The organism is Saprospiraceae bacterium, from assembly GCA_026129545.1.
In the GTDB taxonomy this organism is placed as follows: Bacteria; Bacteroidota; Bacteroidia; order Chitinophagales; family Saprospiraceae; genus M3007.
Genome location: JAHCHX010000001.1, coordinates 1,411,106 through 1,435,389, shown reverse-complemented (window position 1 = coordinate 1,435,389; position 24,284 = coordinate 1,411,106). Strand labels below are relative to the sequence as shown.

Annotated in this window: 18 protein-coding genes, 1 tRNA gene and 1 CRISPR repeat array; of the genes, 10 read left to right on the top strand and 9 right to left on the bottom strand. The window is 54.1% G+C overall.

Translation table 11 applies throughout. The features are described from left to right. Nucleotides 1-29 precede the first annotated feature (29 nt). The 3 genes from KIS77_05305 to KIS77_05295 are packed head-to-tail and all read left to right on the top strand — an operon-like array spanning nt 30 to nt 4,439. Nucleotides 30-1,613: a M28 family peptidase gene (locus KIS77_05305; GenBank protein ID MCW5921739.1), complete on the top strand. Its 1,584-nt coding sequence runs from the start codon at nt 30-32 to the stop codon at nt 1,611-1,613. Nucleotides 1,614-1,662: 49 nt separating this feature from the next. Beyond that, a complete protein-coding gene (locus KIS77_05300) occupies nt 1,663-3,669 on the top strand; it encodes a bifunctional riboflavin kinase/FAD synthetase (protein MCW5921738.1) in 2,007 nt (668 codons plus the stop codon). A 41-nt stretch (nt 3,670-3,710) separates the two neighbouring features. Beyond that, nucleotides 3,711-4,439 carry an RluA family pseudouridine synthase gene (locus KIS77_05295; protein ID MCW5921737.1) on the top strand — a complete coding sequence of 243 codons (729 nt, stop codon included), beginning with the start codon at nt 3,711-3,713 and terminating at the stop codon, nt 4,437-4,439. Here the strand turns inward: KIS77_05295 and KIS77_05290 are convergent. Further along, nucleotides 4,436-5,464: a hypothetical protein gene (locus KIS77_05290; protein MCW5921736.1), complete on the bottom strand. Its 1,029-nt coding sequence runs from the start codon at nt 5,462-5,464 to the stop codon at nt 4,436-4,438. The genes KIS77_05295 and KIS77_05290 overlap by 4 nt on opposite strands. A 62-nt stretch (nt 5,465-5,526) precedes the next feature. On the opposite strand from KIS77_05290, the gene KIS77_05285 reads away from it, so the two are divergent. Beyond that, the gene (locus KIS77_05285) at nt 5,527-8,178 is read left to right on the top strand and encodes a lamin tail domain-containing protein (protein MCW5921735.1); all 2,652 of its coding nucleotides are present in this window, start codon (nt 5,527-5,529) and stop codon (nt 8,176-8,178) included. A gap of 132 nt (nt 8,179-8,310) precedes the next feature. Further along, on the top strand, nt 8,311-8,745 hold the full coding sequence (locus KIS77_05280; GenBank protein MCW5921734.1) for a carboxypeptidase regulatory-like domain-containing protein: 435 nt from the start codon (nt 8,311-8,313) through the stop codon (nt 8,743-8,745). Nucleotides 8,746-8,789: 44 nt separating this feature from the next. On the opposite strand, the gene KIS77_05275 is transcribed toward KIS77_05280, so the two are convergent. The 4 genes from KIS77_05275 to KIS77_05260 form a co-directional block, all read right to left on the bottom strand. Continuing rightward, nucleotides 8,790-9,605 (bottom strand): thiopeptide-type bacteriocin biosynthesis protein, encoded by an 816-nt coding sequence (locus tag KIS77_05275; protein ID MCW5921733.1) that lies wholly within the window; start codon nt 9,603-9,605, stop codon nt 8,790-8,792. A 132-nt stretch (nt 9,606-9,737) separates the two neighbouring features. After that, the gene (locus KIS77_05270; protein ID MCW5921732.1) at nt 9,738-9,989 is read right to left on the bottom strand and encodes a GIY-YIG nuclease family protein; all 252 of its coding nucleotides are present in this window, start codon (nt 9,987-9,989) and stop codon (nt 9,738-9,740) included. A 34-nt stretch (nt 9,990-10,023) separates the two neighbouring features. Continuing rightward, a tRNA-Met gene (locus tag KIS77_05265) sits at nt 10,024-10,096 on the bottom strand. A 122-nt stretch (nt 10,097-10,218) separates the two neighbouring features. Beyond that, entirely contained in the window at nt 10,219-11,232 is a 1,014-nt protein-coding gene (locus KIS77_05260) for a hypothetical protein (GenBank protein ID MCW5921731.1), read from the bottom strand. 283 nt (nt 11,233-11,515) lie between these two features. Here KIS77_05260 and KIS77_05255 point away from each other — a divergent pair, with 283 nt between their 5' ends. Next, nucleotides 11,516-13,081 (top strand): choice-of-anchor B family protein, encoded by a 1,566-nt coding sequence (locus KIS77_05255; protein MCW5921730.1) that lies wholly within the window; start codon nt 11,516-11,518, stop codon nt 13,079-13,081. 13 nt (nt 13,082-13,094) lie between these two features. Here KIS77_05255 and KIS77_05250 read toward each other — a convergent pair whose 3' ends face one another. From KIS77_05250 to KIS77_05235, 4 genes are all read right to left on the bottom strand, one after another. Then, nucleotides 13,095-14,123: an RNA-directed DNA polymerase gene (locus KIS77_05250; protein MCW5921729.1), complete on the bottom strand. Its 1,029-nt coding sequence runs from the start codon at nt 14,121-14,123 to the stop codon at nt 13,095-13,097. A gap of 257 nt (nt 14,124-14,380) precedes the next feature. Continuing rightward, complete coding sequence (gene cas2 / locus KIS77_05245; protein ID MCW5921728.1) at nt 14,381-14,674, bottom strand: CRISPR-associated endonuclease Cas2; 294 nt, start codon at nt 14,672-14,674, stop codon at nt 14,381-14,383. A gap of 23 nt (nt 14,675-14,697) precedes the next feature. Next, a complete protein-coding gene (cas1, locus tag KIS77_05240) occupies nt 14,698-15,729 on the bottom strand; it encodes a CRISPR-associated endonuclease Cas1 (GenBank protein MCW5921727.1) in 1,032 nt (343 codons plus the stop codon). Between the two features lie 903 nt (nt 15,730-16,632). Continuing rightward, a CRISPR array of direct repeats spans nt 16,633-17,372; the repeat unit is 36 nt; unit sequence CTTCCAACCACTCTCCACTCAAATAGGGATTGCGAC. Nucleotides 17,373-17,462: 90 nt separating this feature from the next. Further along, the gene (locus KIS77_05235) at nt 17,463-17,780 is read right to left on the bottom strand and encodes a hypothetical protein (protein ID MCW5921726.1); all 318 of its coding nucleotides are present in this window, start codon (nt 17,778-17,780) and stop codon (nt 17,463-17,465) included. Between the two features lie 179 nt (nt 17,781-17,959). Here KIS77_05235 and KIS77_05230 point away from each other — a divergent pair, with 179 nt between their 5' ends. From KIS77_05230 to KIS77_05215, 4 genes are all read left to right on the top strand, one after another. Continuing rightward, entirely contained in the window at nt 17,960-18,658 is a 699-nt protein-coding gene (locus tag KIS77_05230; protein ID MCW5921725.1) for a hypothetical protein, read from the top strand. 240 nt (nt 18,659-18,898) lie between these two features. After that, nucleotides 18,899-19,693 (top strand): tRNA pseudouridine(55) synthase TruB, encoded by a 795-nt coding sequence (truB, locus tag KIS77_05225; GenBank protein MCW5921724.1) that lies wholly within the window; start codon nt 18,899-18,901, stop codon nt 19,691-19,693. A gap of 87 nt (nt 19,694-19,780) precedes the next feature. Continuing rightward, nucleotides 19,781-20,455, top strand: a complete 675-nt coding sequence (locus tag KIS77_05220; GenBank protein ID MCW5921723.1) for a T9SS type A sorting domain-containing protein — start codon at nt 19,781-19,783, stop codon at nt 20,453-20,455. Nucleotides 20,456-20,692: 237 nt separating this feature from the next. After that, a complete protein-coding gene (locus KIS77_05215) occupies nt 20,693-24,136 on the top strand; it encodes a T9SS type A sorting domain-containing protein (GenBank protein MCW5921722.1) in 3,444 nt (1,147 codons plus the stop codon). Nucleotides 24,137-24,284 lie beyond the last annotated feature (148 nt).

The following is a 24,284-nucleotide window of genomic DNA, read 5'->3' as shown; positions in this document are numbered from 1 at the left end:
TGAGCGATTTTTTGAAAAACACTCAAGATATGCATAAATCGCTTGCATTCGTTGCTTGCACCCTGCTTGCCAACACGCTCTCTTCCCAAACACCCAACCAAGCACCCCTGATTTCCAACTTTGTTGCTTCGGCGGACTGGCCCAACAATACGCTTACCTTGACGTACGACCTCTTCGACGAGGAAAACGACCCAGTGGAAATATCGCTCGCCTTTTCCAGCGATGGCGGCCAGACCTACAATCTCACCCCCCTGGTGTCTGCTTCGGGCGATTGGGGTTTTCCTGTGGCAACCGGAACGAATCGCGCCATAGTGTGCGACATCAGTGCGTTGGCACCCATGCAGAGCGCGGCATTTACCGTTCGTCTGGTGGCCGACGACAAGCAAAATTTTGATATTCAGGCTTTGGTGGAAGAGGTGGATAGCCTGCGCTTGCGCGACGACCTCGCATTTGTGGAGGGTATCCGGCACCGGGTCACGGGATTGACCCACCTCAACGCTGTGAGGGATGAATTGCGCCAACATTTCGACCAGTTAGGGCTGGCCTTGAGCGAGCAGACATTTACATACTTAGGAGCGACTGGACGCAACATCATCGGCACGCTATCTGGTACCGGCACTTCAGAGAAGGTTGTCATCGTGGATGCGCACTACGACACGGTCAACAACTCGCCCGGAGCCGACGACAATGGCAGCGGTGTGGCTGGAGTCATGGAAGTAGCCCGTATATTGAGCCGCTACCCATCCAAAAAGACGCTGCGCTACATCGGTTTTGATATGGAAGAAGATGGCTTGCGGGGTAGCCTGGCTTACGTCGGAAGTCTTCCGCTTAATGAGCAGGTGGAGGGTGTGTTCAATTTTGAAATGATTGGATACTACTCTGAAGAGCCCAACACTCAAGATATACCGCCGGGCTTCAACCTCATTTTTCCCGACGCGACGGCCCAAATCAATGCCAACCAACGAAGAGGCGATTTTATTACCAACGTGGCCAACGCCAATTGCGAGCCGTTGGCACTTCTGTTCAGCAGCGCGGCAGCAGAGTTTGTGCCTGACTTGAAAGTTGTCACGCTCATATCGCCGGGCAATGGCACGCTGGTGGCGGATTTGCTGCGCAGCGACCACGCGCCTTTTTGGTTCGGCAACAAACCCGCGCTGATGCTCACCGATGGTGCCGATTATCGCAACGACTGTTACCATACCCCACAAGACATGGCGGATGACAAACTCAACTTCACGTTCATGGCCAATGTGGTGAAAGCCACCGTTGCCGCAGTCGCCCAATTGGCCGAAATCCAGCACGGCGATTGGGCCACCACGACTTTTCAAGGCACCACCCAAACTTGGAACCCATCCGAGTGCTCCGTCGCAATTTGGCATCACACAAGCAATACCGATGTCCTGAGCCTCACAGTGTCCAATTGCCTATTCACTTCCGCCAACGTGGAAATCATGGATGAAAACGGCAGGTTGCTGCACAGCGAGGTTTTGCGCCTCAACGGGCACGAACAACAACACAGCATGCATTTCCCGCGACTGCCTTCGGGCATATATTTTGCTAAAATCACTTGGCCGAGTGGCATGCGTACCCAGAAATTTGTGGTCGCCCGTTGACCAGCCCAAAACTCCACGAACCCAGTTTCCCCATCCTATCTTTGCGCCCATGCGGGTTTTCACCGATTTATCTCAATTGCCTTCCTTTCAAAATGCCGTCGTCACCATTGGTTCGTTCGATGGGGTGCACGCCGGTCATCGGCGCATCTTGGAACAGGTGCAAACACATGCCCGCTCCTGCGGGGGTGAGAGCGTGGTCGTCACTTTCGACCCGCACCCGCGCACGGTGCTCCAGCCGGGCGACGGGTCATTCAAACTGCTGACAACAACCGACGAAAAAATCACGCTGCTTCGAGGATGCGGCATTGACAATGTGGTCGTGGTGCCTTTTTCGACAGATTTTGCGCGTCAGGATGCTCGCAAATACGTCGAGGATTTTTTGGTGAAAAAATTCACCCCGCGCTACATCGTGATTGGATACGACCATCGCTTTGGCGCTGGCCGCGAGGGCGATATTTCTTTTTTGAAAAAATATGAGGCGAGCGCGGGTTTTGAAGTGCTGGAAATACCTGCCCAAGAGGTGGATGAAATCGCGGTGAGTTCCACCAAAATTCGCCGCGCCCTCGATGCTTCCGATATTGCGTTGGCCAACAAGCTGTTGGGGCATCCCTTCTTCTTCACGGGTAGGGTGGTGGAAGGTCAGAAAATAGGCCGCACACTTGGGTTCCCCACCGCCAACTTGGACATAGAAGACCTCTATAAATTGGTGTTGCCTGCGGGAATATATGCTGCGCAGGTGCGCATCAACGACGCAGTGTTCCCTTCTATGCTTTATATCGGCTCGCGCCCCACGCTCAACGACACGCGACCCCAAACCATCGAACTGAACATCCTTGACTATGAGGGCGACCTCTACGGACAAATACTTACAGTAGAAGTCCTTGATTTTATTCGTCCCGACAAAAAACTGGAAGACTTGAAAGCATTGAAGCATCAAATAGAGCAGGACAGAGTAGAGATACAGCGGCGATTCGGCAGCGCGGCCCAACCGTCGAAGGATGCGCTGCCTGCCCACCATTTATCAGGTGTGGCGGTCGTCATTCTCAACTACAACACTCGACGGCATTTGGAGCAATTTCTGCCCTCGGTGGTGGCCAATAGCCCCGGCACACGCATCGTGGTGGCCGACAACGGCTCGCCAGATGACTCGGTTGATTTTTTGCGCCGACATTATCCTGATGTCGAATTGCTCGATTTGCAGCACAACTATGGATTTGCCGAAGGCTACAACCGGGCACTCAAACAGGTGCAGGCGGATATTTATGTCATTCTCAATTCGGATGTGGAAGTGACCCCCGGCTGGATGGCTCCTGTGCTTGAAGCCATGCGGCGGGACAGCACCATCGCCATAGCACAGCCTAAAATTCTGGCGTGGAGCGAGCGGCATCGCTTTGAATATGCGGGCGCTGCGGGAGGGTGGCTCGATGCGCTTGGCTACCCGTTTTGCAGGGGGCGCATTTTTAGCAAGCGTGAGGAGGATGAGGGGCAATACGACGCGCCGCAAGAGTGCTTTTGGGCGGCAGGTGCGGCGTTTTTTGTGCGGGCCGAGTTGTACCACGCATTCGGCGGTTTCGATGGAGACTATTTTGCCCACAATGAGGAAATAGACCTTTGTTGGCGGCTCAAGCGAGCGGGTTACTCCGTGTGGTGCATTCCTCAATCGGTGGTATATCATCTGGGAGGCGGCACTTTGGAGTATGAAAACCCACGCAAAGTATTTCTCAACTTTCGCAACAGTCTCTTTTCGTTGCTGAAAAACGAGCCAGCCAGAAAATTGCTTTGGCTCGTTCCCGCCCGGCTGTTGTTGGATGGTTTGGCGGCTGCACGATTTGCGGCGAAGGGGCAGTTTTTGGCGATTTGGGCGATATTGCGGGCGCATTTTTCATTTTACAAGAATTTCAACAACACGGTTCGCAAGCGCCGAGAAGCCGTGGAAGTCATTGATAAACATAAGTTTAGACCGCAAAACAGAAACGGTATCTATCCCGGCAGCGTCATCGTGGCGTATTATCTGCGTCGCGTGCGGAAGTTTTCAAAATTGATAAAAAATGGGTAGAGGGTAGGATGAGTCCCGCCCTCTACCCTCCACCCTCCATCATGCACTACGCGCTATTGTACGAAGACGAACACTTTTTGGTGGTCAGCAAACCCGCCGGGATGCTCACTATCCCCGACCGTTTTGGCAACAAGGAAAGTTTGCAGGCGGTGCTGGAGCGAAAATATGGCAAAATCTTCGTCGTGCATCGGCTCGACCGCGAAACGAGTGGTGTCATCTGTTTCGCTCGCAACGAGGCGGCGCACCGACACCTGTCGCTCCAATTCGAGCATCACACGGCGGACAAGTTTTATCTTGCTTTGCTGGATGGGGTGCTGCATCACGACGAGGGCGAGATTGACAAACCCATCGGCGAGCACCCAGTGGTGGCGGGCAAAATGGCTATTGTCTCATCTGGCAAGCCATCGCTTACTTTCTACCGCGCTTTGGAGCGTTTCAAACGGTTCACTTTGGCCGAGGCGCTTATCAAAACCGGGCGAACGCACCAGATTCGGGTGCATTTTCAAAGCATCGGCTATTCCCTCGCGGTGGATGCTTTGTATGGCCGCCGTGCCGCCTTTTATTTATCGGAATTAAAAGGAAAGTCGTACAAGATAGGCAAGCACGCCGAAGAGGAGCGCCCTATGATGGAGCGTACCTCGCTTCATTCGTCGCGGCTCCGATTGGAGCACCCGGTCACGGGCGAGCGCATGGAGTTTTTGGCTCCGCTGCCCAAGGATTTTGCCGCGTTGCTCAACCAACTCCGAAAATGGGGCAGCGAGCCAGCTTAGTAGCCGCTCCGCAAATTCACGCGCAGGCCATTGGCCTCCGGCGCTTCAAACATAGCCCTTCTGGCGGCGATAGCCGTGCGGTCGCGCTCGTCGAGGCAAGCAAAATCGGCGGCCAGTATCTCTTCCATCTCTTTCAAAATCGAGGTAGCGGGCTGCCAGTACACCGTGTTTTTGCCCAAAATATCTTCCAGCAATGATTCTTTGAAGGCGACGAGCTCTGGTTGGAAAAGCGAGCCGGTTTTGAGCGCCGAATCTATCTGACGCAGCATCCGAACGTGTGTGTTGGTGCCAAGTTGACTGGCTGCTTCGTGTTCGGAAAGTTGAAATTTCCATGCGGGAAAAAAAGATTCGATGCTATCGGAAGGGAAAGCGAGAAGGCAGGTTTTGACGAATGCGTCGTCCTGCGACCCATCAGTCGTGGCGGCGATTTTTTGGAAAAAGCGAAAATCGGCAAACAAGTACGGCTGCGTGCCATCGGCTACCCACTGGAACACAAAACCCTGCAAGACATCGCGCATCCAGAAAAAATCGGGTTTGCTGCTGGCTTCGTTGGGGTCGGGCCGGCGAGCCAAGAGCAAGACGAACGTGTCGCGCAAGGCCATTGCCTCCCGATAATGGGCCGCAAATGCTGATTCGCTGGTGATTTGCCTATCTGTTGCAAATTGGTGGTAACGAGCGGTGAGAGCCTTGCCAAAATAACAATGAAGACGTTTGTCCAACAGCCATGAGTCTGTCTCGGCAAGGCTTGGCTGCCAATATCCCGCAAACACCCAGCCTTTTTCGCCCTTGCTGGTTTCTACTTTTATCCACGGAGCAAAGAGCAGGGTGTCGTCGAACAGCAGTGGGGTTTCGAAGGGGCTTACATCTCGCAAATCCAGCGCATTTTCCCCTGCTTTGAGCGGGCGAATTTCACGTCCGCGCTCACCCGGTGCCTCGCGAAGGGGCTGCTCGCGGGTGGAGACCAATTGATTCGGCGGGGTTTCGTTTTTGCAAAAAAGAAAAATCGAGAGGAGTAATAACAGCAAGTACCGCATTTGAAATAAGTTTACGCAGAAAACTAACACAACGACCCAAAAGCAATTTCAGCATGACCTTCCTTCGCCTTTTGTTGCCATCAACCGCCAAAATATTGGTGCTGGCGGCGCTGCTTTTCCCGCCCTCGCTCGGCGCCCAAATTTTCGACGATTTCTCGGATGGGGATTTCACCCAAAACCCGACTTGGGTGGGCGATGTGTCCAATTTTGTCGTCAACGCCTCCGGCGAACTGCAACTCAACGCGCCAGAAGCAGGCTCCTCGATGCTAGCAGTGCAAGGCGACATCCCCGACAACGCAGAATGGAACCTCCGGTTTCGCCTCGACTTCGCGCCCTCCAATTCCAACCTGTTGCGTATATACCTACAAGCCGACCAGCCCAATCTCGCCACCGCCAATGGCTATTTCATAGAAATCGGCGAAACGGGTAGCCTCGATGCCTTGCGACTTTTTCGCCAAAGTGGTGCCGTCAGAACCCTGCTGGCATCGGGGATTCCGGGCTTTGTGGCGACCAACCCAGATGTTCGGCTGCGCGTGACGCGCACCAGCACGGGCATCTGGGAGGCGACGGCTGCGGCTGGCACGGGCGCTTTCGAGCCTCAATTCACTGCCACCGATGCCACGCACGATGGCGGCGCAAATCGCTTTTTTGGCCTTCAATGCGTTTACACCGTGACCAATCGGACAAGGTTCTTCTTTGACGACATCGCCATTGTCAACGGGCCTCCCGACACGGTACCGCCCGTGCTGCTCCTCGCAAATGCGGACGATGCACAAACCGTTCGCGCCGTTTTTGACGAAAAATTGGACTCCGCATCGGCGCTCGACCCTGCTCGCTACACCGTCAGCAGTGGGGTAGGGCCGCCAGTTTCCGTCGTGTTCGGCAACAATCAAAAAACGGTGCTGCTGTCGTTGCCCAATGCGCTTCCGAATGGTAGCCACTCGTTGCAAGTTTCAGGCGTGAAAGATGTTTTTGGAAACACAAGCATGACGCAGACGGCTGATTTTCAGTTTTTAAAAATAGATGTGGCAATCGAGTTCGACATTTTAATCAATGAAATAATGGCCGACCCCTCGCCCTCTGCGGGCTTGCCGGAGGTGGAGTGGTTCGAGTTGTTCAACCGCTCCAACAAGACGTTTGACTTGGCGGCGTTGCGCGTGCAAGACGCGACAAGTGCGCCCGTGTCATTGCCATCTTTTATCCTAAAACCGGGAGAATACGTCGTGCTGACAGCCAATGCCAACGCCGCGACCCTGCAAGCAGTGTCCGCTGGCCCGGTACTGGGCATCTCCATCAGTGCTTCTCTGCTCAACAACGACGGCGACGTGCTCACACTCACACGACAGAATGGGGAGGTGATAGACAGGGTGGATTATTCCGTCGCATGGCACACCATCACTGCAAAACGCGACGGCGGTTGGTCGCTCGAACGCATCAATCCAAACCTTCCCTGCCTCAATGCGGAGAATTGGCAGTCGTGTCCCATCGCGCCGGGCGGCACCCCGGGTGCGCAAAACGCTTCTTTTCAGAACACACCGGACACAGAGGCGCCGCGCCTGCTGTCGGCATTTCCCGAATCGGCCACCTCCCTGCTGCTCGTTTTTTCGGAAGGTCTGGATAAAAATGCCGCCCAAGACCCCGGCGCATACCGCATAGAGCCGTTGCTTGATATCGCTTCCGCCGGTGTGTTGACTGACGACCGCAGCCGAACACGCCTCACCTTGTCCACCCCTTTGCAACCGGGCATCATCTATGAAGTGTCGGCAGAGCCGGATGTGTTGGATTGCAGTGGAAATGCCGCCGTCACGGATAACGTGATGCGCGTTGGTTTGCCGGAAAAGCCTGCTCAGCAAGACATTGTGGTGAACGAAATGATGTTCAACCCCGGCACGGGCAACAGTCGCTACATCGAGTTTTACAACCGCAGCGAGAAAATCTTCGACTGGTCCGAATTTTTCATCGCCAACTTCGCGCGCACTACCGGAACCATCACCACGCCAATTACCCACAAGCGCCTGTTTTTTCCGGGTCAATATGATGTGTTCACACCTAGTCCCGACAACATTCGGAGTGTTTTTTCCAATATCAACAGCGAGAACGTGCTGCAAAACACACTCCCTTCTTTCGACAACAACAGCGGCAACGTGACTCTTTTCTGGTCAAAGGCCGGGGAAACCGTCAGCGTGGACTCGTTCAACTACACACGGGATTGGCACAACGCCTTGCTCACCATCAGCCAACGAACGGGGGTGGCTTTGGAACGTATTGACACAGAGGCGCTTACCAACCAAGCCTCCAACTGGACTTCCGCCTCCTCTGTCGTGACGGGAGCACCCGGCACACCTACCTTGCCCAACTCCCAACAACGCCCCGCCCTGCCTGCGGGCAACGATTGGATACAAGTCCCTCGCGCCCGTCTTTCACCCGATGGCGACAGTTATGAGGATTTCCTCGAGGTGTTTTATGCGCTGCCTCGTGAGGGATTTTTTGCCACGACGACCATTTTTGACTCGGAAGGTATCCCAGTGAAACGCTTGGTGCGCCAAGAATTGCTCGGCACCGAAGGAACCCTGCGCTGGGATGGAGACCTCGATGACGGCACTCGCGCCAAACCCGGTATTTATGTGCTTTTTGTCGAACTCTTTGCCCCCGACGGCACAACGCAGCGAACAAAGAAGGCCATCGCCGTAGTGACTCGTTTCTAACGAACAAAATCAACAACGAACAACTTCAAATGCCGCTGAGCTGACATTTGTTGGGATTATGTCCTTGCTTCAAAATAAGATACCTTGCCGCGCATTTATGATGTTATCTGCTCAACCTTCAATCTAATCCTTATGCTTATCAAACCGATATCCTGCCTTTTTCTCCTTTTTTGCTGCGCTCATGCAGCGATAGCCCAAGACCAACCCATCACTGCCGAAAGTCGCTTGTCGCGCTTTGTCGAGACAGGCAAATCGGACAACGAGCGCGCCACGCTCCATGTCTATATTCGCGAAGCCGATACCGCGGAGCCTATTCTCGGCGCCACTGTGCTGCTCCAACGACAGCATCCCGACCAAGTGCACGGCAAGGTGACTCAATGGGACGGTCGCTGCAAATTCAAGGTAGCGCCCAGCGACTATCACCTGAGGGTACAGCTGACTGGCATGGTCACTTTCGAGATGGCACATATTGAGTTGCTCGCGGGGCGGCAGTACGAGTTGGAGGTGGAAATGGCAAGATTGGGACAACCCGTGCCTAGCGCAAAACAGCAGGCGGGAAACAATTAAGGTCGCTTTTACATGACTCGAGAGGAGCTCCCAACAACCCCTCCCTACGAGAGCGCCTTCGACAAGATGTAGTTCAGGTAAACCTCGTCTTGATTGTGGATGCCCAGCCGGTTGTTGGTGAGGTGCAACAGACTGGGGAGAGCCTTGTCCAAATGTTCGCCCAGCTCGTCCAAAATCAGTTGATTGCCTCGCAGCCATCGCAGCCATTCGGGTTGCTGTTTGTCTATTTTCCCGTTTTCCAATGCCTTCCACAAAGCACCGAGTGCCTCGCGCAGGTGAGCGCGTTGGTTCTCGAAAATCTCCTCGAATCCCGCTGTTGCATCGGCGCGAATCGCAGCATTTTCGGCATCACTCGTGTTAGGGGCATAAAAAAAAAGCCCGAGCCATTGCTCACACAATTGAGCAAAATACCATGCTGCTCTATCCCGATTCAGGCCAGCGGCAAACGCTGTGATGGAGTGAAGTCGCAAAGCATCGTACAAAGCATCCCCGTAAGTATGTGTGGGCGATGCGATGCGCTCCAGCACCACTCGCGTGGAGACATGAAAATATTCCTCCGCCAAGAGCAATGCTTCTGGCCCACCAAAGCGGGCTTCTTCTCGCTGGTAGGTCACTTCGTGCCAATCGCCGCGCCCCTCAAACCAGCCCTTGATGGCAGGGCGAAGCGTCTCCGTCAGCCAGTCGGCATCTCCGCGCAGCCTCAGGCGGATATGTTCGCCACGCTCGTCGTCGTAGCGTATGAAAAACGCGCGTGCCCCTTGGCGTGGCCAAATATACTGCTCCAAAAATGGCTTGAGGGCGCGAGTAAGGAACACCTCTTGCGTCTCAATCGGATAAAAGTGAATGGAAAGCCATGTCATTTTTGCTGGTGTTTTGCCAATGGTGGATAATGGATGCAAATAAAAAAAGCCCTCGACTTAAAGTCAAGGGCCTTTTAGTGGCGGAGGCAGGACTTGAACCTACGTCCGCCTCCCGGCGGATATGCGCCCGACCTAAGCCCCATTGATTTTATTCCAGATGAAGGCTCTCCCTGCGGCAGTCTTCAGGGCTTTCTCCCGCCGGATGGCCTCCGTCTTGGTTTGGAATTGCTCGGTGAAAACCACTTCCCACGGGCGATATTTGAGGGTGTAGCCTTTGGTTCCGAGTTCGTTGTGAGAAATCAGGCGCTGCTTCAAATTGGAGGTGTAACCGATGTAGATTTTGTCGTGCTTCGCAGAATAAAGAACGTAAACAGTGAACATCAAAACAAAAGAGCCTCCTTGTGAGGCTCTTTCTTAGTGGCGGAGGCAGGACTTGAACCTACGACCTTCGGGTTATGAGCCCGACGAGCTACCAACTGCTCCACTCCGCGATTTAGCGGCTGCAAAGGTACGCAAAACCTTTGGGGATTTTAAAAGGGTATTTTCAAAAAAATAAAAAAAGCCGCTGCTGACTGGTTGCCAACAGAGGCCTTTCCCGCTCCATCACGCTGTGCTAAAACCTTCTCCTGATGTGGCCCGACAAGTCAAACGTGTTTTCCCTCTCCTGCCGGTGTGGAGTGCCGCTCGCGTGGCTCCACGCTTTCGGATAGATATTAAGGTGAATCAAAGAGTCTTCGCACACCAATGCTGCGCCACCAGACTGCTCGCCGTCGTAGCGCAGGTCTTCGCCTAAGCCAACTGGCTGAAACGGCGACTCGGCAGCATCGCTGAGCGAATGCAATATCTTGTGGGCTTCGATGGCTAAATCGGCAGCGTGGGGCACTTCCCCCGACACACGTTGAACCAAGGCTTCCATTGCAAAACTTTTCACGATTTTTTCGTGCAAATCGGCATAAGCCGTTGCTGATGAGAGGTAGTCCACGCCTACTGGCTGGCCGTTGAGCAGCACGACCAAGCCTTTCTGTCCCTCCTGTAAAGGAAATGCGGCAAGAAAGTCGCGCAGGTCGTCGTCGCGTTGAGCGAAAGCGTCGGCCATCGCGCCGGAGTTGGAGTGTGTGCCCAGCGACGCATGGTAGTGATGCACCTCTTTCCACACATCGCCCTGACCTGCGTCGTAGCCCCGGCTGGCATAAAGGCTGGCATAAACGCGGCTTGATTTGGCCATGCGCGAGCGGGCGGGCATGAGGTTGCCCGATTCTCGAAAATGACGGCTGTTGTAGTTCCAACGACCTTGTTCGGTGCAAGAGACGGGAATCACCGTCTCGCTGTGAGCTGCCAAAAGGATGGAAGTGTTCATCACGCGGTTTTGTTTGGCGCCCATCACCTCTTCGCCATCGAGCAACAGCACTGGCTTGTCGCCTTTGTTGATGACTTTCAGATTGGGCACCGCGCCGCCTTCGCTCACCTCGCCTATTTCAACAAAACCCCGCGCAAGGGCAGTTTTCATGGACAGGTACTCGAAAGGCGCTTCGGGACCTTTGAACAACGGCACGATGGCCAAATGCTTGAACACAAGCGGTTCGCCCAAGCGAAAGCCCTTAACGGCGGTGGATACAATGTCTCTCATGTGATTGCAATTTTTTGAAGGTGAAAAATTGATTTTAAAAATTTCAAAAGCAAAACGAAATAAACAAAAATTAAGTGCTGAAATTTTAATTTGATACAATAGTTCAAAAACGAGTCGCTTTTCAAAATAAAAACAAAGGCAGTGTTTTGCTCTTATCGAAGTCGTGCTGCGCAATAGTTTTGGAGAGCCTCGTTGAAAAAAAGTGTCGCCTTTCCCCAAAATGAGAACGTTTGGTCAGGTTTTCATGGAAAAATAAGATTTTTACCTCGAAAAAAATTCTTCCATGACTCGTTTGTTTCCCGCTCTGATTTTTCTCCTCTTTGTTTCAAAGTCTTTTTCCCAACTCAACCTTCAGCAAATCGGCCATCTGCCCTACGCCCCGCTCTCCTTGGCGGGTTGCAAGGCGCATGTGGACGCACAAGGAGGCGAATGGGCCTTGGTGGGCACCAGCGCGGGGCTGAGCATCGTGGACTTGAGCGACCCGACGCAGCCTGTGGAGCGGTTTGCCGTGCCGGGGCTGCCCAACAACTGGCGCGAGGTGCGGACGTGGAACGGGTTTGCCTATGTGGGTTCGGAAGCGGGCGGCAGCGGTATCACGATTGTGGATTTGCGCTACCTGCCCGACACGATTTACTGGAAGGTGTGGCTCGGCGACTTGGCCTTCGACAGTCTCGTGCAGCGCAGCCACACGGTGCAGGCGGTGGATGGCTACCTGTATATTTTTGGTGGGGGCAACGTGACGGCTGGCTGCACCATCGCCGATTTGAGCGACCCTTGGAACCCACACATCGTGGGCGCCTACACCTTAAACTATGTGCACGATGGCTTCATCCGTGGCGACACGCTGTGGACGAGCGAGATTTACGAAGGCCAGTTTGGCGTGGTGGATATCTCGGACAAAACCAAACCTCAACTCTTGCGCACCCAACTCACACCCGGAAAGTTCAACCACAACTCCGAACTCTCCGACGACAACAAACTGCTCTTCACCACCGATGAGGTGTTCGGCGCCCCGATGGGCGCTTTCGACGTGTCGGACTTGGACAACATCCGCTTGCTCGATGTGTACTATCCCAGCCAGTTCCCCAATGCGCCTGTGCACAACGTGCGGGTGAAGGGCGATTTCATCGTCAATCCCTCCTATGGCGGACAGCTGACCATCGTGGATGCCTCGCGCCCCGACAATCTCATCGAAACGGCCTGGGCGCTCATGGGCACCTCGCTTGTCTGGGACGCCGATCCTTACTTGCCGTCGGGTATCCTATTCGCCACCGCCAAAAACGAGGGGCTTTTCGTGTTCCAGCCGACCTACCAACACGCCTGCTGGCTCGAAGGCACGGTGCGCGACAGCGCTACCGGGTGGCCGCTCAACAAGGCACGGGTGTTCGTGCTCGACACGCCCAACGCGGACACCACGCTCCCGACGGGCATTTTTAAAACCGGCACGGCCTTGCCCGGCTCCTACACCGTGTTTGTGGAAAAAGACGGATACGAGAGCTTGACCATCACGGACGTGGCCTTGCAATCGGGGAGCGTGACGACACTCGACCTCGCGCTGCAACCCATACCCGTCCGCACCGACGACGGCCCCGCCTCAACGCCCGACGTGCGGGTGTCGCCCTCGCCGTTCGCGGATTGGCTGGCGGTGGACATCGCGCCGGGAAGCCCTTTTGCACAAGGAGGTATCCTTGTCCGACTGAGCGATGTCGCTGGGAAAACGCTCGTGGAAAAAAACGCCAGTGGCACCCGAATCATGCTCGAGGGCTTGCGACACCTGCCGACGGGCGCGTATTTCTTGACTTTGCAGCAAGAGAAAGGGAGAAGTCGGACGTTTCGGGTGATGAGGTGAGGGCGGCCACTGCCTACTCCACTCCGACCATCCCGTCGGCGAGCATGAAGCGAAGTTTGAGGTAGAGGCCGTTGTTGGGGCCTTTGATGAAGCGCACGAAAGCCAGCTCGCCTTCTATGTGTTGGCGAAAGCGATTGAGCGCCTCTGCCGAAAAAATCTCTTGCGCAATCATCTTGTCGGAAGTAAGCTGCTTGTAGGTCTTGATGTCTGCTTTCAGGTCCTTCACAAACATATTGCTCAGGTCGGGCTTGCCGTCTTCTTTCAGTGCCAGCCCGCACACCTCCGGCTCGTCCTCTATCCGATGTTGCTGTGTTTTTTCGTAGTTGAGCACAAAATCGTTGCCCTCGATTTGTTGCCGTATGATTTCCACGCTTTCGTTGGAGAAGCGTTTGGCGCCGGAGAAGGTCATGTCGTCGGCGTAGCGCGTGTAGGTCCAGCCATGGTCGCGCGAGAGCTTGTCGAGCAGGTGGTCGAGTTCGAAGCATATCAGGTTGCTCAGCACGGGGGAGGTGGGCGCGCCCATAGGCAGGCGGTTTTTGGAGGTGACGAGGCGGGCCACCACCTGCGCCGTGTCCTCCGGGTATTCGAAGGGGATGCGCATGAACAGTTCCTTGATGCGATGGGCCGAGATGCTGTGGAAAAAGTCTTTCAGGTCGAGCTGGAGTATCCATTTCGACTTGCAGTGCCGCAGCGCGTTGGTGTAGATGTTGCACGGCGAGGTCTCGTCGGCGGTGGAGGGGACGAAAGCGTAGGAGGCGCGTGGGCGGATGCCGTAATAGACGCCCTGCAACATATCCGCCAATGCCCGTTGAAACTCCTTGAGCTTCGGGTGCGGGTTCTCGATGAGGCGGAACGTGCCGTTCGCCTTGGGCGCTTGGAAAGCGTAGTATTGCGGGTTGACCGCTTGTTCGCGCATCCAAGCTTCTTCCGTCATGGTGAGCGCGGCGATGGCCTTCACCGTGCGGGCTTTCACGAGCAACTGGCCCTTGGCCAGCACTTGCTGGGAGGTGAGTTTTTTGAACGACTGACGAAAGTATTGCATGACGTATTGAATTTGAGTGAAAAAAATGGTAAAAACTTAGGAAGGAGAGCAGACATTGAATTTTTGACAGGATTTACAGGATTTTTGGCGGCGAAGCCCCTCCATCTATCTTGTAAATCCTGTCAAAAACCTATAAGCCTGTCAACCGAGTCTTATACGCTTGGGGCTGCCTAAGTTTTTGCAAAAAATGAATGAAATGGCATGGTCGCTGGCAAGGATGCCAGCAACAGCAGCAATCGAGTCGCCAGATTTTTTAATTATTGAAAAAACCTCAACTTGTTATCGTTCACTACACTGGCTAGTGGCGGCAAAGCGCCGGACTGGAGAATGCGTCCAAAATGTTCGTTGCTCATCGGCATCACGAATAGCCTATCGGTGCGCTGGTTGATAGTGTTGGATAGTTCGCTGTTCAGCACCTTTATTTGCTTGCTCTTCAACCTTCCCAAAAACACGGACTTCTGCACCCGCGTCAGACCATAAAACTTGCAGCGTTTGGCCACGCGGTTTCTCACCTTGTTTTTACGTATGTCGTAGATAACCCAAGTATACATCTTTTGCAGCGTTTTGAGGCGCTTTAGGCCGTATGTGTTCCGTTCTCTTTTTCCAAAGCGGCCAGTTGGAGCAAGCGGCGGGCGAAACGCACTGCCGTCTGGCGCAAAAAGTATATGCGGCTGACTGTTTTTCCGTCGAGTGTCTCTTTTTTCTCCTCGTAAAATTCCCGAATACCCTCGGTGAGCAATTTTTTGCCTTCTTTGTTGAGTTGAAGCCCTCCTTCTATTGCCTCTGTGTGTTTCGACGTGATTTTTTTGCCGGAAAAAAGCCGGTACACGACGCGGTCAATCCACACGCGATATGGCTCCATGAAGTCGAACACCATGCTCTTCTGTCGGTAGTCGTCGCGATGCAGGAACCCGATATAGGGGCTGATGCCGGCCAGCAACAGCGCCCGCTCGACATCGGCTTGCAGCACAGCATACCCGTAGTTGAGAAAGCAATTGAAAGGGTCGCGGGCTGGCATACGGGAGCGCGTGTTGAACCGATATTCAATCGGCAGCAAATCGCTCAATGTCTTAAAGTACGTCTGCCCCGCAGCCCCTTCCAGCCCCCGCAAACTGTCGGCGATGTCGCTCACGCGCTTGCCATCGAGTGCCAGCACCTCCTTGCGCTTTTTCAGGATTTCTTGCGCGCCTTTGCCGAGCATCTCCCCCTTGCTTTCGTCGCGCCGGTTTTTGAGCTTTTCGAGAAAAGCCGATTGGTTTTCTAGTTTTTGCGCCGTCCAGTTTTTCACGAGCGCCACCGCTTGATGGCTGACACTGACAATGACCTGCGATTTCTGAACGGCAGGAGTGCTGTGGAGATCGAACCCGTAGCAGCGTCCCTTGGGCATCCCGTGCAAGTCGGCCACCAGCACGTCAACGTCGTGTTGGAGCGCCAGCAGCAGCGCCGCCGTGGTGACGACCACGCCATCTTGCAAGAGAATGGTCTTGACGGAGAGCGGCGAATGTGATTCTTGCTGCCGATTTTGTTGCTCGTCGAACCACGAGACCTCGAACATCTCGTCCTTAACGGAAACTTTTGAGCCATAACGCGTTACATGGATTTCCATAATTAAAAATTTTTGTGAACGATATACAATCCCGAGTGGCAACACGTCTCGCATTGCCGCTTGTCGGATTGTTTGTTTTCGGATGAGAATGTCTGCTTATTGGCCAAAGGATACAGGGATTCACGCTCGTCTCGGCCACTATATTGCCGTCAAGTGGATTGGATTCGGTGAGCTGTGCAAAATTGTTTCCCCTTTGTAAAGGGAGCTTGCTCGACTGTGGCGGTGAGAGGTCATAACCGATGCGTCATCGTGCCTCGAACGTCGGGAAAAAACTTTTCCGAGTGTAGATTAACGGCCTGCTTTCATTTATTATGAGACAAATGTATCGTCGGGTTGCAGACTTTGCAAAAGTTGATGCGCACTAAATGTCGCTGACGCGGAAAATTGTATACGGCTACGCGGTCGCTTCTGTACTCTTTATGCGGGTATTTTTTTCGCGCAATACCTGCGCAACAAAGAGATTGCAAAAAAATTATGCATATCGTTTGTTTTTGCTGTGTTGGGGGAATATATGTTGGCGAGAGCGGTGTTTGGGTGACAAAAATTCTTTCGGGACGCGGAAAATTTATGGCTTTTTCTCCTTGCATACGCACGCAAAATGGCTTATCTTGAAGCTGATTTGGAAAGAAAGGAGGGCTGGCACATGAAATAATCGTTATGTATAACTTGCGAGAAAAGCCCGTTTACAAATCCCTTTTTTGAAAACGCCTTCGAAAAACCGTTCAACACATTGCTTGTCAGACTATTATGACGCGGAAAACGCATCGTGACCGTTCGCATATATTGAAGATGAATTGTTATTTTGAAAAAAGCGCACATTTTTTTGCAAAAAAACTTGCAACGACGCGGGGGATTTTTCTACCTTTCACCTTGAATTACAAAATGCTTATTTCATTAGACCCGCTTCCAACCACTCTCCACTCAAATAGGGATTGCGACTGCAAGTAGGACACATAGGCTGAAAAAATTTGGTCTTCCAACCACTCTCCACTCAAATAGGGATTGCGACTTGCTGATGCTTCGCAGCCACTTGGCGTAGTTACCTTCCAACCACTCTCCACTCAAATAGGGATTGCGACGCGTAACCGAGTATGAAAACAATTAATTCCATAAACTTCCAACCACTCTCCACTCAAATAGGGATTGCGACTTGCTGTTGTCGTAGTTCGTGATGTACGTCCCCAACTTCCAACCACTCTCCACTCAAATAGGGATTGCGACAGGTTAACGCGTATTGGTAAACGTCGACAATTGCTTCCAACCACTCTCCACTCAAATAGGGATTGCGACCTCTTCGTCGAACACTTTTCCTTGAGGGTCGAGCACTTCCAACCACTCTCCACTCAAATAGGGATTGCGACTTGAGCAAGGGCACAATCATTTTATCCCTTTAACTTCCAACCACTCTCCACTCAAATAGGGATTGCGACTTCTTGCTTTGTTCGTACTGATACTTGCCAAACTCCTTCCAACCACTCTCCACTCAAATAGGGATTGCGACGCTGTGATGTTTTGGGTGATGGTTGTGCCGGTTTGCTTCCAACCACTCTCCACTCAAATAGGGATTGCGACCAAAATGCAGGGTTGCGCCAGTATACCCGAAACCCCTTCCAACCACTCTCCACTCAAATAGGGGTGAGATATATTTTCAACCAACAGAAAGTTGAAAAAAAATCACGCCGTCCCCCTGTTTTTTGTCTCGAAGCCGTTGTCGAACATGGATTCGTTCATGACTACTCCCAGACCTTGCGCAGTGGTTTGTGCGCCACTGCGATGAGGACAACTTTTGGCGGTTTACCCTTGTTTCTGAGTTTTTTTCGCAGTTCTATGCGAGATTTTTCCGCGCATTCGGTCGGGCTATATGGCTGTTTGTCCGCTCTTTTGCCTTTCTCTTCGCTGACAACGAGCATTTTTTGCTTCGAGGGGCAATTGTGTGACGCTTGAGGCATATCGGGTTTGTAAACCAGATACGCCTCGCGCATCGGGCTATCTGCTTGGTTGGGGGGGGGCGCTTGGGCGCGCCAACTAAAAGTTGGCGTTACTTTGTCCATGGATAGTGTCGGCGTGTTCGGTTTTTGGGGTGCCCCTACTAATGTTTATGTGTCTGTATTGATGTGTCAGCCGCCAGAAACCACCTCTATTTCATCCCCTCAAAGCCCCAATTTTTTCCATAAACGCTGTGAGAAATCGCCGTACACTTGCGGGCGCAAACCAAAATCGAGAGACAATCATGGCCGCCCATCTTCGACTGCTGTCCGTCGCTTTCGACACCCCTATCCACCCGTGGGAACTGCCCGCCTTTCGGGGCGCCGTGGCCGCCAAAGCCGGCTACGAGCACGAACTTTTCCACAACCACAACAACGAGACCGGGGGCTACCACTACCGCTTCCCGCTCATCCAGTACAAGCACAACCACGGCCGCCCCATGCTGGTGTGCCTCAACGAGGGCATCGAGGAGTTGCACCATTTTTTCTCGCAACCCGACTGGACGCTCAACCTCAACGGCCGCGCCACGCCCGTGCGCATCCACAGCCTCGACGTGCGCCAATGCTCGCTCGAGGTGCGCGAACGGCACGCCCGCTACCACATCCGCCAATGGCTCGCCCTCAACGAGGAAAACTACGGCCTCTACACGCGCTTGCCGGGGCTGCCGGAGCGCCTCATGCTGCTCCAACAGATTTTGCAAAACCAGTTGGTGAGCTTGCTCCACCAACTCGGCTGCGAAAAAGACGGCAGGGTAGAGGTGCGGGTGCAGCATCTCAAGGACGAGCGCTGGGTGAGCTACAAGGGGGTGAAAGTGCTGGCCTTTTCGCTGGAATTCACCTGCAACGTGGGTTTGCCCGATTTTGTGGGCATCGGCAAGGGGTGCAGCATCGGGTGGGGCGTGGTGCGTCGGCTGAGGGATGCGGCGGGGATTCCTCCCACATGACAACAAATGCGCGAGGTGTTGTTGGCAGGATGCCAACAACGGCAACAAATGCGCGAGGTGTTGTTGGCAGGATGCCAACAACGGCAACAAGGTGTTGTTGGCAGGACGCCAACATCGGCAACAACAAATGCGCGAGGTGTTGTTGGCGGGACGCCAACAACGGCAACAAGGGCGCTCGCTCTACCCATGTTTGATTGTGTTCGACTACTTTGTTCCGTTCAAGATGCGGTACTTTGCGCCATGCTGAACCTATGGTCAAAAAATCAACCCTTCCCCGAGCCTTTTCCCAGAGGCATGGTCATATTGGTGGACAAGCCTTTGGGGTGGACTTCCTTCGATGTGGTGGGCAAGGCGCGCTGGGCGCTCTCGCGGCGGCTTGGCACAAGAAAACTCAAAATCGGTCACGCCGGCACCCTCGACCCTTTGGCGACGGGCCTGCTCATCCTGTGCGTGGGCGAATACACCAAAAAAATAGAGACGTTTCAGGCGATGCCAAAGGCATACACCGGCACGTTCACGCTGGGGGGCACCACCGCTTCTTTCGACTTGGAAAAACCGGTGGATGCCATTTTCCCGACGGGGCACCTTGACGACGCGCTGCTGCAAGAAGCGGCGAAGCAATTCGTCGGCGACATCATGCAGTTGCCTCCCATGTTCTCCGCCGTGAAGGTGGATGGCAGGCGGCTCTACCAGAACGCCCGCACGGGCGAGACGGTGGAATTGCCCCAGCGTCCCGTTCGCATCGAGTCGTTTGAAATTGGTCCGCTGCGCCCCGTGCCGCCTGCCGAGCGCCGAGCGCCGTCCAGCGTTGGGAAAATCATGCTTCACGCCGACTATGCCGATGGCGTGCAGGTAGATTTTCGCGTGGTGTGTGGCAAGGGCACCTACATCCGCTCTTTGGCGCACGACTTTGGTCAATCCGTCGGCAGCGGGGCCTACCTCAGCAGCCTGCGACGCACGGACACGGGCGGCTTCTCGGTGGAAGCGGCGTGGGACATGGAGACGCTGGTGAAGACCTTGAGCGGCTCCCGATGAAATCTGTCCGTATTTGTCCAAAAACCAACTTTCCTATGCCGCTGAATGTCAGAGCCTTGCTACCTTGCTGCGGCAAATATCGGCTACATGAAACACCCCGTTTTTCTACTCCTTTTTTTGTGTGGCTTGTTTCCACTCGCCGCCCAGACGTTCCACCCCATCCCCGAGGCGCTTTTGGAGCAGGAAGTCGCCTTTGAGCAGGCCAATGAATGTTTTATTTATTTTGACAATCCCTCTGGCGACACGCTGCAATTGCGCTGGCGCCGCTTCGAGGTGAGCGTGCCGGAGGGCTGGGTGATTGATATTTGCGACTACGGCCTTTGTTATGCGGGCATTCCGCCCAACGGCACCATGAATCCCGTGCACGACACCATTCGCCCCTACCTGAAACTCGTCGTGCAGCCCGGCGTCACCGCTGGCTCGGCGTGGCTCTGGTTCAGGGTGTTTGAAAAGGACAACGATACCAATTTTGCCGATGTGTATTTCAGCCTTCACACGCCGGGCACCACATCCATTCCCGAGACCAAGCAACCGAGCTATCGTGTTTTTCCCAACCCGGCCTTCGATGTTTTATTTGTTGAAAACACTGGCAAGGGCAGAGATGGCGGCTGGCCCAGCATCATCAATCATGCAGGCCAAGCGGTGTGGTCGCGTCCGCTGGGGCAGGGCGAGCAACAGAGCATAGACATCAGCACTTGGCCTTCCGGCATTTATTATTTGAAGCAGGAGAGGCTCGTTCAGAAAATATTGGTGTATAAATGATGCGAAAAATGGGTTTATACCTTGATTCGCTAGGATTTGTTAGATTAACGTGATTGATGTTCTTGATTTTGAACAGATTGCGATTGCCGCTATGCCCAAAACCTAACGGCGCGAAGTATAAATCACTAAATAAACAAATCACCAAGCAGCCAAATCACCGACTTCTGAGATAGCCTCCCCTCAAACAACTCAAGCAACTCACTAAAATTTCGCTCGCTTTCGCAAACAGTTTCCAACATGAAGAATTTGATTGCCTTCTTGCTTTCTTGCCTCTCGCTGTCGGGTGTCGTCGCTCAGGTGGTGAACGAGACACAAGTCCGCGTCGTTTCCAAATCGGCTACCGAGACGATGCTGACGCTCACGCTGACCGGTGCCGACAAACACGCCGTCGGCACGCCACAAGGCGAGGCCTACACCATCTCCATTCCTCACGGCACCCCGATGCTGCAACTTGGCAAACCCGATGTGCCCAAATTTGCCACCGCACTGATGATTCCGGCGACGGGCAACATGGCCATAGAGGTGCAGGCTACCGAGTACAACGACTACCCCAATGTGGAAATAGCCCCCTCGAAGGGCGATTTGAAACGCAATGTGAACCCCGACTCCATCCCATACAAATATGGGGAGGTGTATGAGCAAGATGCGTTTTTTCCCGGCCAACTGGCTGATTTGAAGCAGCCGTTCGTCATGCGCGACGTGCGCGGGCAAGCCCTGTGGATTTACCCCGTGCAATACAACCCCGTGCAGAAAACATTGCGGGTTTACTCCAAAATCACGCTGCGCGTTCATTACAAAGGCGGGCAAGGGGAAAACGAATTGTTGTCTGCTCCGACACGGGGGGCAAGCCCCACTTTTGAGCAGGTCTATCGGAAATTGTTTTTGAATTACGAGGAAAGAACGCAGGGGCGCAGCGGCTTTGCGGAGCCTGAAAAAATGCTCGTCATCGCCAAAGACGAACTGCTGCCCGAACTCGAGCCGCTTTTGGTGTGGAAACGCCAAATGGGCATTCACACCATCGTGATGCCCCTCTCGGAAATAGGCTCGTCGGAGGCGGCGACCATCTACAACGTGACCAAAAACCACTACGAAAATGAAGGAATCACTTACCTGCTGCTGGTAGGCGATGAGAACGCCATCAAGTCGCAGATGCGGCCCAGTGGTGGCACGCTTTACACTTGCGACAACTGTTTCGGCTATATGGAAGGCGACGACCACTTCGTGGAGGTACTGGTGGGGCGCTTGCACGCGAGAAACCTCGAGGACATGAGAATCATGGTCAATCGCAATTTGAACTATGAAAAAACACCCCTCGTGGATGTGGATGCAAATTGGTGCGCCACAGGCATGGCTTCCTGTTCGAACGAAGGCGCGGGCTTTGGCGATGACGGGCAAGCCGACTGGGAACACGGCAACGAATGGAAAATCAAGCACTTGGCCGATGGCTACGAAAAATACTGGGAATTCTATGACGGCTCTCAAGGCAGTTTCTCCCCAACTCCCGGTGACGAAACCGCCGACAAACCCGGCAACCCGGTGAACACGTCGTTGGTGAGCTTGATGAATGGCCGGGGCGTGAGCCTTTACAACTACACAGGTCATGGCTGGGAACAGGGCTTGGTCAGTGGCAATTTCAACAACGATGCGGTGGCTATGCTGCGCAACACGCATCGCTACCCGGTGCTTATCGCGGTGGCTTGTTGCGCGGGCAACTTTACCAACGGAGAATGTCTTGGCGAGGTGTGGCAACGCGCCGGCGACCCTGCCACAGGCGAGGCTTGGGGCGGCATCGCGGGTTTCTTTTCCAGCGATTTTCAGAGTTGGTCGCCGCCAATGGAAGGTCAGGACGGCATGAATCAATATCTTGTGGATGCCGACGGCATCACGCTCCGCCCTTCGATTTGTGGCATGCTGGCCTACGGCAACGCGCTGATGATAGCGGCTTATGGCAACGGCGGCGAGGTGATGGCCGATTTTTGGAATCCATTCGCGGAGCCATCCACCATGCCACGCACCAAACTGCCACAGGTCTTGGCTGCGTCGCATCAGCCCGCTGCATTTGTCGGTGCCAGCAATTTGGCGGTGTATTCTCCCGTGGAAGGCGCATTGGCAAGCCTCTACTGGCAGGGGCAGACCCTCGCGGTGGCTACTGTGGAAAACGGCGTGGCCAATCTGAGTTTTCCGGCCTTGAACAACGTGGGCGATTTGACCCTCACGCTCACGCAGTTCAATTACATCCCTTACCAAAGCACACTCACCGTCACGCCCGCGAGCGGAGCCTTTGTCGTGAATCAGGCCGTTGCGCTGGACGACGCGGCGGGCAACAACAACCAACTGGCTGATTATGGCGAGACCATCAAGATGAACGTCAAGTTGGCCAATCTTGGCGTGGAAGTGGCGCAATCCGCCTCGGCCACCCTGAGCGTGGCGGATGCGAACGTGGTCATCCTCGACGGTTCGGAGTCGTTTGGCGATATTGGGCCGGATGCCTCGGTGGAAAAATTGGCGGCTTTCTCCTTCAAAGTCAATGACTTCGTGAACGATGGCCAAGTCGTGACCTTTACCATGCAGGTCAAATTCAACGATACCGCTGTTTTTGAAACGGTGGTGCCCGTCAAGTTGCATGCTCCCAAACTTTCCATAGGCTCCATCAAAATAGACGACACGCAAGGCGGCAACGGCGACGGCTACCTGCAAAGCGGCGAGACGGCCACCATCATCATCACCAACCTAAACACGGGCAACAGCGTCAGCCCCAACGCGCTCGGCTTCCTCAACACGAATTCCCCGTGGCTCGTCGTGAATGGCACGGCCTCGGTAGGGCCTATCGCGGCGGTGAATGGCTCGAGCGCGGCGAGTTTTCAGGTGAGCGTGCTCAACGATGCGCCCAAAGTGGTTCCGGCACATTTCCAATATCAGTTGGAGGCTGGCAACTACGGGAAAGAAGCCACTTTTGGTGCGTTCATCATCAACCCGATTCTGGAGACTTTTGAAAGCAGCAATTTCAACACCTACAACTGGGTGATGAGCGGCAACAAGCCCTGGGTGATTTCTTCGGCCAACCCTTACTCGGGGCTGTACAGCGCCCGCTCTGGCATCATCTCGCACAATCAGAAATCGGTGATGGAGCTGTCGCTGAAAGTTTCGGAGGATGGCAACATCTCTTTTGCGCGACGCACGCACTGCGAGCAAGAGTTTGATTTCCTGCGCTTTTCCATAGACGGCGTGGAAATGGGTCGCTGGAGCGGTTTGCTGCCGTGGGAGGAGGTTTCATTTCCAGTGTCGCCCGGCTACCACACTTTTACTTGGAGCTACGAAAAGGATGGGTTCGTGTCCGAAGGTCAAGACCGCGTGTGGGTGGATGAAATTTTGCTGCCGCCGAATGAAATCATCGTCAGCACCGACCCGACTGCGCCGCAGCGCGGCTTTGAGTTGAGCGTGCAGCCCAACCCTACCGCAGGCCCAGCCATGTTGAACATACATCTGGCTCGCGAGCAGTTCATCACCGTCGAGGTTTTCGACTACTTGGGCCGACGTGTTCGCTCCGAGCAATCGGAAACGCGCTTCCCGATGGGCGGGTTTATGCGTCCGCTTGACCTCAGCGGCCTCGCTTCCGGTGTTTACATGGTGCAGGTGCGCACAGAAAACGAATCAAAAGTGGTGAAGGTAGTGAAAGAGTAAAGTGCTGCTTTTTCGCAAAAACTTAGATAGAGGGTATAAGGCGAAGAGAGGGCCGTGAAACCGATTTTGGGTTAGACACTGTTCAAATGAGAATGAAATCAGCCTTCTATACCTCGTGCCGCCAAGTTTTCAGCATCGTCTAGGGTAA

Coding starts and splice junctions, on each gene's coding strand:
- KIS77_05230 (MCW5921725.1), top strand. CDS start 17,960: ATGGCCGCCCATCTTCGACTGCTGTCCGTCGCTTTCGACACCCCTATC.
- KIS77_05255 (MCW5921730.1), top strand. CDS start 11,516: ATGACTCGTTTGTTTCCCGCTCTGATTTTTCTCCTCTTTGTTTCAAAG.
- KIS77_05220 (MCW5921723.1), top strand. CDS start 19,781: ATGAAACACCCCGTTTTTCTACTCCTTTTTTTGTGTGGCTTGTTTCCA.
- KIS77_05285 (MCW5921735.1), top strand. CDS start 5,527: ATGACCTTCCTTCGCCTTTTGTTGCCATCAACCGCCAAAATATTGGTG.
- KIS77_05280 (MCW5921734.1), top strand. CDS start 8,311: ATGCTTATCAAACCGATATCCTGCCTTTTTCTCCTTTTTTGCTGCGCT.
- KIS77_05305 (MCW5921739.1), top strand. CDS start 30: ATGCATAAATCGCTTGCATTCGTTGCTTGCACCCTGCTTGCCAACACG.
- KIS77_05215 (MCW5921722.1), top strand. CDS start 20,693: ATGAAGAATTTGATTGCCTTCTTGCTTTCTTGCCTCTCGCTGTCGGGT.
- truB (MCW5921724.1), top strand. CDS start 18,899: ATGCTGAACCTATGGTCAAAAAATCAACCCTTCCCCGAGCCTTTTCCC.
- KIS77_05260 (MCW5921731.1), bottom strand. CDS start 11,232: ATGAGAGACATTGTATCCACCGCCGTTAAGGGCTTTCGCTTGGGCGAA.
- KIS77_05295 (MCW5921737.1), top strand. CDS start 3,711: ATGCACTACGCGCTATTGTACGAAGACGAACACTTTTTGGTGGTCAGC.
- cas1 (MCW5921727.1), bottom strand. CDS start 15,729: ATGGAAATCCATGTAACGCGTTATGGCTCAAAAGTTTCCGTTAAGGAC.
- cas2 (MCW5921728.1), bottom strand. CDS start 14,674: ATGTATACTTGGGTTATCTACGACATACGTAAAAACAAGGTGAGAAAC.
- KIS77_05275 (MCW5921733.1), bottom strand. CDS start 9,605: ATGACATGGCTTTCCATTCACTTTTATCCGATTGAGACGCAAGAGGTG.
- KIS77_05235 (MCW5921726.1), bottom strand. CDS start 17,780: ATGGACAAAGTAACGCCAACTTTTAGTTGGCGCGCCCAAGCGCCCCCC.
- KIS77_05250 (MCW5921729.1), bottom strand. CDS start 14,123: ATGCAATACTTTCGTCAGTCGTTCAAAAAACTCACCTCCCAGCAAGTG.
- KIS77_05300 (MCW5921738.1), top strand. CDS start 1,663: ATGCGGGTTTTCACCGATTTATCTCAATTGCCTTCCTTTCAAAATGCC.